We start from the raw sequence: 15,083 nt of genomic DNA, 5'->3' as shown, positions 1-15,083 counted from the left end.
CTTAGAGCTCCTTTCGGTAGAAGCGACGGATAATATCCTCGATATCCGTATCCACCATCTTCAAATCGCGAATTTCAAAATCAGACAGGGTTTGCTTGATAATATCGGCCGACTGGTAGCAGGAACTATCGAATTCAATATTGAGGCTGTTTCCTTGTCTATCAATAGTCATATCAGACATGCCTTCATAGTGAGAAAGGAGATGACTTTGACCTGGCACCAGTTCAAAAGAAAGAGTCTTCATCTTGCCAAAGGTTTCCTTGAGCTGGCTCACCGTTCCATCAAAAATCTCTTGCCCCTTATCAATCATAAAAATCCGATCACAAAGTTGCTCAATGTCGCTCAAGTCGTGAGTGGTCAAGAGAATAGTGGTCTCTTCCTCTTGATTGATCTGAGTAATGGCCCGACGAATGTTATCCTTAACGGAAACATCCAAACCAATGGTCGGTTCATCTAAAAAGAGAACTTTAGGATTGTGGAGCAAGGAAGCCGCAATGTCCGCCCGCATCCGTTGGCCAAGTGAAAGAGTTCGCACAGGGTCTTTGATAAAGTCCTTCAAATCCAAGACTTCATTCAAAAAGTCCATGCGCTTATGGAATAGCGAGTCTGGCACATCGTAAATCTCTTTTAAGACCGTGTAGGTCTCTTGCAGAGCCAAATCCCACCATAGCTGAGTACGTTGGCCAAAGACCACCCCAATATCTTTGACATAGTCTTGACGATTGTTCTGCGGAATCTTGCCGTTAATCCGACAAAAACCAGATGTCGGTTTCAAAATCCCTGTCAGCATTTTGATGGTTGTTGACTTCCCAGCTCCATTGGCCCCGATAAAGCCCAAAATTTGGCCCTTGGGTACCTCAAAAGTCAAATCCTTGACCGCTTCAAATGTCTGCTTTTCAGGATGAATAAAGGAGCGCAAAGCCCCCTTCAAGCCCGGTTCCTTTACTGTCTTCACAAAATTTTTCTGAAGATGTTCCACTTCTATCATTGCCATGTCTATCTCTCTGTCGCAAGGAATAGCAACATTGTATTTTTGACTACAAAAATTCTAAATCCTTACTTTTACTCCTTCTACATTTTATTATTACAGAAAGCTTTATACCAACCTATTATAGTCCAATAAAAAATGGAATGCAAGCGTTTGCCTACAGATTATGAAATTAGAGATTTCACTCTTAAAATAATACTTTTGAATCAAAAATTCTGGTTTGATAATTTCCCTAGAACACCAAAAAACCTGCCCTTAGGGGCAGGTTACGAATTGCAAAAAGCAAACTATTTTGATCAATATGATTCACTATTTAATCAAAGAACTAATCTTTCATAATTCTTTTCACAATCCCATTTCTATCAATTAGAAAACAATCTGGAAAGGTCATTTGCTCCCATTTTTCATAATCAAAACTGGAATCAAAGTGATGTAGTAGTATTCCTATCAAATTCCCGTGTGAACTAAGTAAAATCGTTTTTTCTGAGTATCTTTCTTCCAATTCCATTAAGAAATTTAGTACTCTAGCTAGTGCATCTTGATTTGATTCCCCTTCTGAAAGAGATTCACTGGGATTTTGCCATAAATATCTAATACTGTCTTCAAACTCAGAATCTTTTATAAAGGTTGAAGATAATTTTCGCTCTCGTAACCGATTATCAAGAACTATTTTATCAAATTGAATTGGCGAGCTATTAATCGTTTCAAATGCTCGTTTATAAGGACTAGAAAAATAATGATCAATATTAAAAGAATTCAAAAACTCTAACTGATCAAGAGATGAAAATCCTTTTTCTGACAAAGTTCTATTAAAATCATCACTTGAAAATTTTGAATGAGCATGTCTAAGTAAAATATAAGAATTATTCATAAGTCATTACCTTTCAATTATTGTCATCAGTCTAAAATTAAAATGATCTCTAAACCATCAATTACTCTTTAAAAAATCTTCAATCTGAGAAACTATTTCATTACTTTGATAATGATAGAGGTCATGAGGCGCATCCATATAGATAACTTGAACATTAGACTGGTCGCTTGCAAATCTCTCTGCATAACGTTGCCACTCAAATTGGCTAAAGCTAGTACCATCACCATTAGAAACCATTAGTAAGGCCGGAATTTTCGGATTAATGTTTGAAGGAACTTTCTTGGCATTTTCCTTTACCGTTTGGGATTCATGAAGCATGGCTTGTGACATCAACTGCTTATAAGCTAGAAGTTTATATTGTTTTCGTTCACTCTCAATCAGAGTTCGATTTTTTATATAAAAGGATTCAGGGAAATAACGTAATAACCCAATCTTACTGCTCCAATAGGCCAACGTAAGCAAGGCCTGATTATCCTTTAAATTCTCATAACTGGCTGGCAGTGCCCAATCCAGACCAATCAAGGCTTTCACTTCATCAGGATACTTCTCCTGCCAAGCCAAACTCTCTAGACTAGCCATGGAATGAGACAGAATGATAAACGGCCCTGTGATATTTGCTTGCGAAAGAGCTTGGCGAGTCTCAGACAAAACCTCCATCACATCTCTTGAATGATTGCTATCATCACTATAACCATATCCCGCTCGCTCCACGATGACTACCTTATACCGTTTCGATAAGGATTCCGATACATTTTTAAAGTCCAATATGGGAGAAGCAATACCAGCACCTGAGAGAACTACTATAGTCTCAGGTCCATCCCCTTCAACGTAAATATTTATTTGATGTCCATTGACAAGAACTTGTTGTCCCATAGGTGATAGTGAGGCTTCTTCCTTTTCCAAACTGATACGGTGAAAGATGAATGTAGCGAGTAAAAACAAAAGAATGAAACTAAGAATGCCAAGAAACCATTTTTTCAGTATTTTCATAGCATTATTGTACAAAAAATAGAACCTTTTAGCAACTTAAGATTGGTTCTTCTACAGTATATTCGCTATATATCCAGACACAAAAAACCCACCCAATGGGCAGGTTTCATCTGTATTGTTCAGCTAGATTATGCTTTACCTTCTGAACCGAATACGTCGATACGTTCTTCAACTGATGCTTGGATAGCTTTTACACCGTCAGCCAAGAATTTACGTGGGTCGAAGAGTTTTTTCTTGTCGTATTCTGCTTCGTTTGCTTCGTAGTCACGAGCAAATTTACGAGTTGCGTTAGCGAATGCGATTTGGCATTCAGTGTTAACGTTAACTTTCGCAACACCAAGTTTGATAGCTGCTTGGATTTGGTCATCAGGAATACCTGAACCACCGTGCAATACGATTGGGAAGCCTGGAAGAGCTTCTGTCAATTTCTTCAAGTGGTCAAGGTCAAGACCTTCCCAGTTTGCTGGGTAAGGACCGTGGATGTTACCGATACCAGCTGCCAAGAAGTCGATACCAGTTGCAACCATTGCTTTAGCGTCTTCGATTGGAGCCAATTCACCTTTACCGATGATACCGTCTTCTTCACCACCGATAGTACCAACTTCAGCTTCTACTGAGATACCTTTAGCGTGTGCTTTTTCAACAACGTCTTTAGCCAATTTAAGGTTTTCTTCAACTGGAAGGTGTGAACCGTCAAACATGATTGAAGTGTAACCAACTTCGATACACTCAAGTGCATCTTCGTAGTGACCGTGGTCAAGGTGGATAGCTACTGGTACAGTGATACCCATTGACTCAACAAGGTTAGCGATCAAGTTGCGAGCAACTTTGTAACCACCCATGTATTTAGCAGCACCCATTGAAGTTTGGATCAAAACTGGAGCTTTTTTAGCTTCTGCTGCACGCAAGATAGCTTGAGTCCACTCAAGGTTGTTTGTGTTAAATCCACCAACTGCATAACCGTTGTCACGAGCTGCTTGGACAAATTTTTCTGCTGAAACGATTGCCATTTGTCAGGCCTCCTATATATTTTTTGGGACATCCCATTTACATTGTTCATTTTATCACTTTTTGATAAAAAAAGCTAGTTTTTCCCATACTTTAGATTGAATTTCTTCCAATCCAATCAATGTAAACCCTTTCTTCTCCTTAGTCCTGAGTGACTTTGGGATAACGTATGAAGAAGGTCAAGCGATCATCTTGCATCTCAAAATGATAAGGTAATTTCTCATGTTCTAATAAACTTTTGACCACAAAGAGTCCCATTCCTGAACCCTTGGCCTTGCGACTAGCATTGTCAGAAAAAGACTGGACCAGTTTTTCTTGTTCTTCAGGACTACAGCTATTCTCGATAAAGAGCTCCCCTTCTCTCTCTCCGATACGGACCAAGCCGCCTGGAGAGGAGTGCTTGATAGCATTGCTGATGAGATTAGATAGGATCAACTTCATCACAGAAGGATTTATGTAAGCCTGCTGACGGGTTAGGCTAATGTCTACCTGAAGTTCTCTATCCTTGGCGAGTAAAGCATAATCCTTGACCAAACTTTGCGTCATCTGGACTAGGTCAATGTTCTCCTTCTCCTCTCGCAATTCCTGAACAGAAGAAAGAGACAGTATCTGGAGAACGTGGTGGCTGAGGTCATCCACAATCCCCAAGGCAACTCCAAGATAGTGATCTCTATCCTTATAACGTCCGACATTTTCTTTCATATTTTCGATTAGGATTTTCAAGCTAGCTAGTGGAGTTTTCAATTCATGAGAAGCCCCTCGTAGGAACTCAACCTTCATCTTCTCCAGCTGGAGAATAGCTTCATTCTTGTCATGCAAGTCCGCAATGACAGTCAAGAGATGCTGGTAAAGGCTATTGATTTGATCCTTGAGATCACCTATCTCATCCTTAGAATCCACACGCAATCGCACTTGGGCATCTAAATCCATCATCCGACGGGTCACCCGCTTGATTTCCAAAATCGGTGCAACAATGGTCCGAGCATAGATGTAGGCCACCAAAAGAGAAATCAGAAAGGATGCCAACAAAGTATAGGGAAGAAACTGGAGACTGATCTGCTCTGCTTCCTTTTGCAAATCCATGGACGCTAAAAACTGGAGAGTCATAGTGCTACCATCTTGCGTCTTCACCTCACGCTCCTCAATAAAGAGGGAAGTGGTCTGGCGATTCGCGTCTAGTGGAAGATTGTCCTTGACCTCTAACTTGTCCTCAGTCATCTCTCCCTTGACAGCTCCTTTGATATCGCTGCTCTGGGAATACAAATCCAACACTTGCTCGATACTTTGCCTATCCTTTCCTTCTAAGGACTGGGCAATGGCTGTCGCTTTCTGACCAATGGTTTCCTGACGGTGGCTTAGATAAGTAGAGGGAAAGAGAAAATAAATGGCTAAATGAAGACAAATAACCAGAACACTAAAAATCGAGAAGGTATAGCTAAAAATCTTTGTAAATAAACCTGTTCGTTTCATTTTCGCTCCAATTTATAACCAACATTGCGCACCGTGAGGATGCAATCCAAGTCTAGCTTTTTCCGCAGTTCCTTGATATAGACATCAATGACACGATCAAAGGGAACCTCATCTGTCGCCTTCCAGACAGCATCGATAATCTGAGAACGAGTCAAGGCCCGTCCTTCATTTTTCACCAGATAGTCCAGAATTTCCAACTCTTTGGCATTAATGGCAACTTCTTGACCTGCGAGGCTTGCACTGTAACTCTCAAAGTCCACCTTGGTATCCTTATAAGAGAAGACTCGTCCTGTATCGTAGTAGCGCTTGAAAATCGCATCCACCCTCACTTTTAAGAGGGAGAGGGAGAAGGGCTTTTCCAGATAACCGTCTGCTAGAGAAGCAAAAGCACTCATCTTGTATTCTTCATCCTGAAAGGCGGTTAACATCAGGACAGGGACCTGACTGGTCTTACGAATCTCCGCTAGAACTTCTAGACCATTGAGCTTGGGCATCTGGATATCCAGCAGTACTAGAGCAACTTCATAGCTGGAAAATTTTTCCAGAGCTTCTTGACCGTCTGCTGCCTCAATGGTTTCATAACCACAATCCGTCAAATAGTCACTGATTCCCTCACGGATCATCTCTTCATCTTCTACAATTAAAATTTTCATAGAAAAAACGTTTCACATTCCTTTAAATTTCTTGTAAATCTTCTCTGTTTCATCCTGATAGGAAGAGTCCTTATACTCAATGAAAACCAAAGAGCAAACTAGGAAGCTAGCCGCAGGCTGTACTTGAGTACGGCAAGGTGAAGCTGACGTGGTTTGAATTTGATTTTCGAAGAGTCCTTATCAAGACAAAACAGATAAAAATGCTACCTATATTATACCCCATTTAGGGGAGAATAGGTAGCAAGTTTTTTATTCGCTATCGAGCAAGAGCTCTTTTGGTTGTTTTCTGAGGAGATTGCTTGAAGCAAGAGCCATAACGAGAACCACTAGAACCAAAGCAAGGACAAAGACGATGATGAAGTCTGATGTCTGAATGGAAATGTCTAGGCTCGACAAGGTCTTGCTAAAGCCATCTACTTCTGCACCACCACCAAGGTTAGAGGCTTGAGCAGCCTTGCTGGCTTGCTTGGCAACACCTGAAGTGACATTGGCAAGAACAGTATTTCCGATGGCACGAGCTGTGTAGTTGGCTAGGAAGTAAGCAGAAACAAGAGCAGGGATGGCAATCAAAATAGATTCGGTGATGAATTGCCCCAAGATACTTGCCTGCTTGAGACCGATAGAGAGGAGGATTCCCACTTCCTTGCGACGGGCGTTGATCCAAAGACTGAGCAAGAGTGCAAGGAGAAGAACTGAGAAGCTCAAGCTACCCCAGAAGAGGAGGTTGGCCATCTTGTACATACCAGAAATGGATTGCTCTAGAGCTGGGTAGTTAGAGGAGCTCTTCACAAGTGTGTAGCTCTTCCAGTTGATACCACTGATACCATTCAACTCTTTCATGACGTCATCCAAGTTCTTGTCTGCTGTTACAAAGAAGGTTGCGTCCCCATAAATAGCTGTGTCTTCTGTGTATCCATAAAGTTTTGCAGCAGTGTGAATGTCTGTGATAGCTGTGTTTTCATAGAGTTCTTGTGAGTAGGTTACTGCAGACTTATTGTGCCCATCAAAGAGTCCCTTGATTGTAACTTCTACTGTTTCCTTGGCACCTTTTTCATTGTCTGCATCGTAGATATTGGAGTCCAGTTTGACCTTATCTCCGACTTTCCAACCGTGTTTGGCTGCCAAGTCCTTGTGCATGAGGATCTTGTCTTTGTCGTCGTTGGTTAGGTGCTCACCTTCAACCAGCTTATATGAGCCAGAGACAAACTTATCTTCTTTAGAGGAGTCATTGACACCTGTAATCATCAAACTACTTCCAAAACGCTTGGCACGGTCAGCAGTGAGATTTTTCTTGGTTTCTGGTGTTTCGATGAGGTCATATCCAGTCAAATCTCCGATAGCATTGATTCGTTTAACATAAGACTCGATGGCCTTATTTTCGGTGATTTTTTTGATATCCTCACCCTTGATATTCCCAGAACCACGTGGCGTTCCTTGATTGACGCGACGATTGATTTGCATGGAGAAGCTATTGGTGATATTTTTAAAAGTCTCCTGAGAAGCCTTGGCAGTAGCTCCCTTGATCGACAAGCCGACCAAACTCAAGCTCGCCATGAGGAGAATAATCAGGAAGATAACAATCGATTTGAAAAACTTCCTTGTAACATAGGCAAATGCGTTGTGTAACATAGGTTCCCTTTCTAGATTTGATTTCATAATGCTATCAAAACAAGTTCATCTTATTTTGTAGTATTGCGAGTTTCAGTCAGTTTCTTATCCTTCAATTCAAGTGTAATATCTGATGCTTGTGCCACTTCTTTACTGTGAGTGACGACGATCACACATTTACCTGTTTTCTTGGCAAGTGATTTGAGCAGTTCGATAATATCTCCGGCAGTTTTAGGGTCCAGATTTCCTGTTGGCTCATCAGCTAGAATAACTGGAGCTTCTGATACCAAACTGCGAGCGATGGCCACACGTTGCTGTTGACCACCTGATAACTGGAGAACGTTCCGCTTGATCTGACTTTCATCCAAACCAAGCTCAAGAAGTGTATCCTTGCTTGCTTTTTTGTTGACCAAGCGGATATTTTCCAGCGGAGAAAGATAATCTATCAAGTTATAATTTTGAAAGACCAGGGAAATATGGTGCATGCGATGGTAAGAATACCCCTTGTTCCGAATGTCCTCTCCTTGGAAAAGGATAGAACCTTCAACAGGGCTATCTAGACCAGCCAGTAAGGACAAGAGAGTGGATTTTCCTGCTCCTGACTCACCAATGATACTATAAAATTTTCCGGGTTCAAAATTATACTTGATCTGATATAAAACTGCTTCAGCAGTGTTCTTATAACGGTAGGTAACATCTTGCAATTGTAATAAAGTCATGATTTCTCCTTCTTAACTAATAGATGATAAAATTTCTTTCGGCGATTTTCTAAATAGAAATACGAAACAAAGGGCTACTGCTAAGCAACCAATCAGGAGCAGAAAGACATAGGATTCTGCAAAGGATAGGAGACTGGTTGATAGACCACTTGCTTTGGCCAGCGTGTCCTGTAAGGTTGCCTGGTCTCCACTGGCTAGTACAGTTTGGAGTAGATAGGATGTGATGGCATTTCCAGCGATAAAGGATGGAAGCAAAGCTCCGAGAGATACCAAAACTACCTCTAAACAGAATTGTAGGAAGATTGAACTCTTGCCTTTTCCAAGTGCCAGAAGAATCCCCACTTCGTAGACCCTTTCTCTCAGCCAGAGGGACAAGACCAAAATCAAAGCTCCTGCTCCTGCTATCAACATCCCATAAAGGAAGATGGTGAGGAAGGTTTGGAAGGTTGCCACTGAGTCTTTGATTTGTTCAAAGGCCTTGTTTTCCTTCTCGACTTGGTAGCCTTGACTTTCTAAAGCCAAGTTTTCCACCTGCTTCATGAGTCCGTCCATTTCCTTAGGATTTTCTACATAGAAGCGCGCTGCACTGACCTGCGGTTCACCATTTCCCAGAAGGGTTTGGCTGCTTTCATAGTCTGTAAAGACCTGGTTTTCACTGAAGTCAGAAGACAAGCCTGTGAATTTCTCTTGTTTTTTACCAGAAAAGATGCCGACAATTTCAAAATCAACTGTTTGCCCCTTTCCAGCTTCGGACTGACCAGCATCCAAGCGAATCTTGTCGTGAAGCGAAAGACCATTCTTCTTGGCCAACTCTTCGTGGATGAGGATTTTCTTGGAGTCCCCTTTTTGAAGGTGTCGCCCTTCTTTTAGATTGAAAGCCGAACTGGTAAAGGTGACATCCTTGGATGAATCCTCGAGAGCCGTTAAGCTAACCAAGTTCTTGTCTGCAGCTGACAAATCATCACGTTCTACGCTCTGCTCACCACTCACCGCTTCCTTGTCTTTCAGTTTTGCGACCGTCTCAAGTTCAGGAGAGACATTTTCCAGTCCCTTAATCTTGCTCACGGATGCTAGGTCCGACAACTTGAAGGTCTGTCCATTTTCTATCTTTTTGATAGAAAAAGATGTGTTGAGTGATTTGTAAAGATTGCTTTCTACTGTTTTGTTGGACTTCATCAGAGTCAAACAGGCTGAAATTCCTGCTAAAAGGACAAATAAAATCAGAAATAAAATAAAACTTCTCAGTCGTTTTCTGCTGACATAAGCCCAAGCTCTTTGGATTGGATTCATTTGTCACCTCCATGTTTGTAAGACTATTATAAAATCCAAATATGAAATGTTTATGAAATCAAAAATTTTTTTTGATTTATTTTTTGAAAAAACAAAAAAGCTAGCAAACGCTAACTTTTCTTCATATATAAGGATAAATAGTACCAATCAAAAATCTACTTCATTTTAAAAATGATAGTCACATCTTTCTGATTAGTATTTTTCCATTTCCTAAGTTCTTCATTTTCTGACTAGTGTTTGAGGATATTCTTGATAGAATGAAATAGTGAACTCAGTTTAAATGTTCTGATACAATGAACTGTTCTTGATGCCAATATTTTTCTATACACGAAACGTAGCCTCTAGTCTTCTTTGTAAAAACAAAAAGAGCTAGCCAAAGCTAACTCTTACCCTATGCGGAGAGAGGGACTTGAACCCTCACGACCTAAAGCGGTCACAGGATCCTTAGTCCTGCGCGTCTGCCAATTCCGCCATCCCCGCGTCGATTACTTTACTAGTATATCAACTTTCAAAATCTTTGTCAACACTTTTTTCAGATTTTTTTCATTTTTCCAACCGGCTTATAGTTCAATTTCAGCAAGGTTTTCATCCAGTAATTTTGCTCCCAATGTGTTCTTAAAATGCCCAAGAGCAAACAGATGATTTTCTGGCCAAATAGAGGCAACCGCAGGTTTGACAACTTCAATGTCATAACCTAAATTGTAGGCATCAATAGCCGTATGAAGGACACAAATGTCAGTCAATACACCGGTCAAAATGACCGTATCTACCCGACGTTCCCGCAAACGGATATCTAAGTCCGTTCCTGAAAATGCTGAATAGTGACGTTTGTCCATCCAAAAGACGCGACTATCCGCCTCATGCTCAGCATAAAAGTCAGCTAGGGGGCCATAAAGGTTACGACCACTAGTTCCGATGATGTTGTGTGGTGGAAAGAGCTTGCTTTCTGGGTGGAATGTATCCTTCTCTTCATGAGCATCAATGGTAAAAAAGACATAGTCTCCACGATCAAAAGCTAATCTGGTTGCCTGATCAATGGCTTTTGATATTGCTTGAGCGGGAGCGCCAGCAGTTAGCTTTCCATGGTCTGCTACGAAATCCTCTGTATAGTCAATCGAGATTAAAGCTTTTGCCATTAGTAGTCCCTCTTTTTCACTTCCTCAAAAATATCACTAATTAGAACTTTGAGATAAGTCCCCTTCATTCCTAATGAGCGACTCTCAATAATTCCCGCTGACTCCAGTTTACGAAGCGCATTGACAATCACTGAGCGTGTAATGCCAATACGGTCTGCAATAACAGACGCAGTCAGCTGCCCTTCATTTCCATCCAATTCAGCTAAAATAGCTGATACGGCACGAAGTTCTGAATAGGAAAGGGTGTTGACCGCCATGGTAACAGCCGTACGACGGCGAATATTTTTCTCATCTTCTTCACGTTGAAAGTTCAATAGTTGAATTCCCACAACCGTGCTCGCAATCTCGACAAGAATCAAATCTTCATCTTCAAATTTCTTATCATTGCGCCAAATGATTAACGAACCTAGGCGAATCCCTGATACATGAATCGGAGCAATAGTTGTCAACCCATCTGGAAAGTCCGCACGGCTCTCCACAGGGAAAATGGTCAAATCATGTTCAACAGGAAGATTTGCTTCCGTATCATAAATCATGTTCGCCCCTTGTACATAGACCTCAGGGAAGGTTTTGGTTTGGAAGAATTGTTCTACACGGTCATTATTGGTCTTATAACGCATAAAGTAGCCCAAGAGACGTCCCTTGTTATTCACAATACAAGCGTTACAGTCAATAATATCAGCTAACTGGCGTGTGATCGCATTGTAAGGAAGTTCATCTTGGAGTTGCTCCTCAGAGCGCTTTAGAATAGACGTGATTTTTCTTGTTTTTTCTAATAAATGTGCCATTTTTTACCTCGCATATAATCGCTTCCATTATAACATAGAAAAGTCTTTATTTCAATAATTATCTGAAAATTGCTTATTTAATTGCAATTTTGAACAGCAAAAATATTTTAGAAAAAAAAAGCGATTTTTTTATTGACATCCTATTTTATTTTTGATATTATAACATTATAAGAAGATGACATGATAAATCCCTTTCCGTTTCACCTATCCTTTACTATCACCATCTTCTTTTACTATCGGTCTCCTTATATATAAAAGCGATTCACACTGTGAATCGCTTTTTTCTATTTGTCTCCTTTGTTACGAATAACAAAGCCGGTCTTCTTTTCGCTTGAAGTGTTGCGAGGTTTTTTATTGTCTTTATTACGGTAACGTCTGTCTTTATCAAAACGATCGTTCCCACGACTGCCTTTTTTGAAATCATCACGGCGACCATTGCCGCGGCGATCACGGTCTCGACGGTCGTCCCCACGACGGCCTCCACGACCTCCCTTACCTTTGCCACCGAATCCATTACCTGATGGTTTAAATGGCAGTGGTTTTTCACGCGCAATCTCCACTTCAGGAAGGCTGTCTGGATCTTGGACTGTCAGACTCAAGATATACATAGCCAATTCTTCTGGACTAAATTCTGCAGCTAACTTACGAGCATCTTTAGCAAATTTCTCAAAGTTCCCACGAATGGCTTCGTCTGCGAAGTCTCGTTCGATTTTCTTGAGCGCTACTTGTTTCTTAGCTTGGAAGGCTTCTTCTGCTGTCGCTGGTTTCAAGCCTTTCATGCGTTTCTTAGTCAAGGTTTCGATGATTTGAAGGTAGCCCATTTCATTTGGTGCTACGAAAGTAATAGATTGACCTGACTTACCAGCACGACCTGTACGACCGATACGGTGAACATAACTTTCAGGATCTTGTGGAATATCGTAGTTGTAGACATGGGTCACACCTGAGATATCCAAACCACGTGCTGCAACGTCTGTCGCAACTAGAACATCAAGATTCCCATTTTTGAAATCACGAAGGACACGAAGACGTTTGTTCTGGTCTAAGTCACCATGAATCCCTTCTGCACGGAAGCCACGGATTTTAAGTCCACGAGTCAATTCATCTACACGGCGTTTGGTACGACCAAATACGATAGCAAGCTCTGGTTGTTCCACATCCATAAGACGTGTCATGGTATCAAATTTCTCTTGTTCCTTGACACGGATATAGTACTGATCTACCAATTCTGTTGTCAATTCCTTGGCAGCAATCTTGACATGCTCAGGGTCTTTCATAAACTGAACACCGATACGTTTGATAGCATCTGGCATGGTTGCTGAAAAGAGCAAGGTTTGACGATTTTCAGGGACACGGGAAATGATGGCTTCAATGTCTTCAAGGAAGCCCATGTTGAGCATTTCGTCCGCTTCGTCAAGAATCAGAGTTTCAATATCTTGTAATTTCAAGGCCTTGCGTTTAATCAAGTCCAAGAGACGGCCTGGTGTTCCTACCACGATGTGGGCACCAGATTTAAGAGCTTTGATTTGTTTTTCAATGCTGGAACCACCGTAAACTGAGCGAACTTTCACTCCCTTGCTACGGCCAAAACGGAAGAGTTCCTCTTGACTTTGGACAGCGAGTTCACGAGTTGGAGCGATAACCAAGGCTTGGATGGTCGCTTCTTCTGTACGGATTTTTTCAAGGGTTGGCAAGCCAAAGGCTGCAGTTTTTCCTGTACCTGTCTGAGCTTGACCAATAACGTCTTTTCCTTCGAGAGCCAAGGGAATGGTCTGTTCTTGGATGGGACTGGCTTCTACAAATCCAGCTTTTTCAATCTCTGCTAGCAATTCAGCAGACAAGTTAAATTCATTAAATTTCACGTTATTCTTCTTTCTAAAGGTGGTGCGAAGCCACCCTATAGGGCTTTAGTTTATACTTTTCTTTTCATGACGTATCTTCTACAAAAAAGAGATACCGTGTTGCTTCTTTTCCACGAAAGAAAAGTACTGGTTTCTTTGCAACCTATCTAGTATAACACAAGAGAGAAGCAAAAGATAGCCCAATTTCTCTAGAAAATCATGTAAACGATTTTTTAACAGTAAAGTGGCCTGAAACTTCTTTTTCAAAGGATTTGAAGGGACCATTTCAAGCTCACTTCATTTCCCGTAGCAGAATTGTGCAAAAGTTTTTTTCTTGTGCTAGAATGAAATGCGAATAGGAGGACTATAAATGTTAACTTATGATTTAATCGTTATCGGATTTGGTAAAGCCGGTAAGACTTTGGCTGCTAAGATGAATGCGGCTGGAAAAAAAGTTGCTGTCATCGAGCGCAGTAAAGCGATGTATGGTGGTACTTGCATTAATATTGCTTGTATCCCAACCAAGACTATGATTGTAGCGGCTGAAAAGGGCTGGTCATTTGACGATACCATGAAAGAGCGTGGTGCGGTGACTGGTCGTCTTAACGCTAAAAATTATAAAATGTTGGCCGATAATGGCGTTGATGTCATTGATGCAGAGGCACATTTCGTGTCAAATAAGGTGATCGAGATCCAGGCTGGTGACGAAAAACAAGAAATGACTGCTGAAACAATCGTCATCAACACTGGCGCTGTTTCAAACGTCTTGCCAATCCCTGGACTTGCTACAAGTAAAAATGTCTTTGACTCAACAGGTATCCAAAACTTGGACAAATTGCCTGAAAAACTTGGAGTCCTTGGTGGTGGAAACATCGGTCTTGAATTTGCTGGACTCTACAACAAACTTGGTAGCAAAGTCACAGTCCTAGATGCCTTGGATACATTCCTTCCTCGTGCTGAACCTTCCATCGCAGCTCTTGCTAAACAATACATGGAAGAAGACGGTATTGAATTGCTTCAAAACATCCATACTACTGAAATCAAAAACGACGGTGATCAAGTCCTCGTCGTAACTGAAAAGGAAACTTACCGTTTCGATGCCCTTCTCTACGCAACTGGACGTAAACCGAATGTAGAACCACTTCAACTTGAAAATACAGATATTGAACTAACGGAGCGTGGTGCTATCAAGGTCGACAAACACTGCCAAACAAACGTTCCTGGTGTCTTTGCAGTTGGAGACGTCAATGGTGGACTTCAATTCACCTACATTTCACTTGATGACTTCCGTGTTGTCTACAGCTACCTTGCTGGAGATGGCAGCTACACACTTGAAGACCGTCTCAATGTACCAAACACCATGTTCATCACACCAGCTCTTTCTCAAGTTGGCTTGACGGAAAGCCAAGCAGCTGATTTGAAACTTCCATACGCAGTGAAGGAAATCCCTGTTGCTGCCATGACTCGTGGTCACGTAAACGGAGACCTTCGCGGAGCCTTCAAAGCTATTGTCAATACTGAAACAAAAGAAATTCTTGGAGCAAGCATCTTCTCAGAAGGTTCTCAAGAAATCATCAACATTATCACTGTTGCCATGGACAACAAGATTCCTTACACTTACTTCACAAAACAAATCTTCACTCACCCAACCTTGGCTGAGAACTTGAATGACTTGTTTGCGATTTAAGTTGAGACTGATTTGTTAGCTAACAGCCCTATTG

General features: G+C 41.3%; 13 protein-coding genes and 1 tRNA gene. 1 reads left to right on the top strand and 13 read right to left on the bottom strand.

The features are described 5' to 3' along the window. Position 1 precedes the first annotated feature (1 nt). The 13 genes from TZ92_RS04190 to cshA all read right to left on the bottom strand — a co-directional run bounded on the left by TZ92_RS04190 (position 2) and on the right by cshA (position 13,383). On the bottom strand, positions 2 to 994 hold the full coding sequence (locus TZ92_RS04190; protein ID WP_033629407.1) for an ABC transporter ATP-binding protein: 993 nt from the start codon (positions 992 to 994) through the stop codon (positions 2 to 4). Between the two features lie 319 nt (positions 995 to 1,313). Continuing rightward, on the bottom strand, positions 1,314 to 1,859 hold the full coding sequence (locus TZ92_RS04180) for a histidine phosphatase family protein (protein ID WP_033629405.1): 546 nt from the start codon (positions 1,857 to 1,859) through the stop codon (positions 1,314 to 1,316). A gap of 57 nt (positions 1,860 to 1,916) precedes the next feature. After that, positions 1,917 to 2,849, bottom strand: coding sequence for an alpha/beta hydrolase (locus TZ92_RS04175; protein WP_045594834.1), 933 nt, complete (start codon positions 2,847 to 2,849; stop codon positions 1,917 to 1,919). A 128-nt stretch (positions 2,850 to 2,977) separates the two neighbouring features. Continuing rightward, complete coding sequence (locus TZ92_RS04170) at positions 2,978 to 3,859, bottom strand: class II fructose-bisphosphate aldolase (protein WP_001018995.1); 882 nt, start codon at positions 3,857 to 3,859, stop codon at positions 2,978 to 2,980. 139 nt (positions 3,860 to 3,998) lie between these two features. After that, complete coding sequence (gene vncS / locus TZ92_RS04165; RefSeq protein ID WP_033629403.1) at positions 3,999 to 5,327, bottom strand: sensor histidine kinase VncS; 1,329 nt, start codon at positions 5,325 to 5,327, stop codon at positions 3,999 to 4,001. Then, a complete protein-coding gene (gene vncR / locus TZ92_RS04160; RefSeq protein ID WP_000697942.1) occupies positions 5,324 to 5,980 on the bottom strand; it encodes a response regulator transcription factor VncR in 657 nt (218 codons plus the stop codon). The genes vncS and vncR overlap by 4 nt, the downstream gene beginning before the upstream one ends. 249 nt (positions 5,981 to 6,229) lie before the next feature. Further along, on the bottom strand, positions 6,230 to 7,609 hold the full coding sequence (vex3, locus tag TZ92_RS04155) for an ABC transporter permease subunit Vex3 (protein ID WP_000903002.1): 1,380 nt from the start codon (positions 7,607 to 7,609) through the stop codon (positions 6,230 to 6,232). Positions 7,610 to 7,659: 50 nt separating this feature from the next. Continuing rightward, the gene (gene vex2 / locus TZ92_RS04150; protein ID WP_033629402.1) at positions 7,660 to 8,307 is read right to left on the bottom strand and encodes an ABC transporter ATP-binding subunit Vex2; all 648 of its coding nucleotides are present in this window, start codon (positions 8,305 to 8,307) and stop codon (positions 7,660 to 7,662) included. 12 nt (positions 8,308 to 8,319) lie between these two features. After that, positions 8,320 to 9,597 (bottom strand): ABC transporter permease, encoded by a 1,278-nt coding sequence (locus tag TZ92_RS04145; RefSeq protein ID WP_033629401.1) that lies wholly within the window; start codon positions 9,595 to 9,597, stop codon positions 8,320 to 8,322. Positions 9,598 to 9,991: 394 nt separating this feature from the next. Further along, positions 9,992 to 10,077: transfer RNA gene (locus tag TZ92_RS04140), tRNA-Leu, on the bottom strand. 80 nt (positions 10,078 to 10,157) lie between these two features. After that, positions 10,158 to 10,733, bottom strand: coding sequence for a cysteine hydrolase family protein (locus tag TZ92_RS04135; protein ID WP_001029648.1), 576 nt, complete (start codon positions 10,731 to 10,733; stop codon positions 10,158 to 10,160). Next, a complete protein-coding gene (codY, locus tag TZ92_RS04130; RefSeq protein WP_000940726.1) occupies positions 10,733 to 11,521 on the bottom strand; it encodes a GTP-sensing pleiotropic transcriptional regulator CodY in 789 nt (262 codons plus the stop codon). The genes TZ92_RS04135 and codY overlap by 1 nt, the downstream gene beginning before the upstream one ends. 284 nt (positions 11,522 to 11,805) lie before the next feature. Beyond that, complete coding sequence (cshA, locus tag TZ92_RS04125; protein WP_000671078.1) at positions 11,806 to 13,383, bottom strand: degradosome RNA helicase CshA; 1,578 nt, start codon at positions 13,381 to 13,383, stop codon at positions 11,806 to 11,808. 349 nt (positions 13,384 to 13,732) lie between these two features. Between cshA and TZ92_RS04120 the strand changes: the two genes are divergently transcribed. Then, on the top strand, positions 13,733 to 15,049 hold the full coding sequence (locus TZ92_RS04120; RefSeq protein ID WP_033629400.1) for an FAD-containing oxidoreductase: 1,317 nt from the start codon (positions 13,733 to 13,735) through the stop codon (positions 15,047 to 15,049). Positions 15,050 to 15,083 lie beyond the last annotated feature (34 nt).

Source organism: Streptococcus oralis subsp. oralis (assembly GCF_000960035.1).
GTDB classification, from domain to species: Bacteria; Bacillota; Bacilli; order Lactobacillales; family Streptococcaceae; genus Streptococcus; species Streptococcus oralis_G.
Note: the sequence above shows the minus strand (reverse complement) of the source record. Positions and strands in the feature narration are given on the sequence as shown.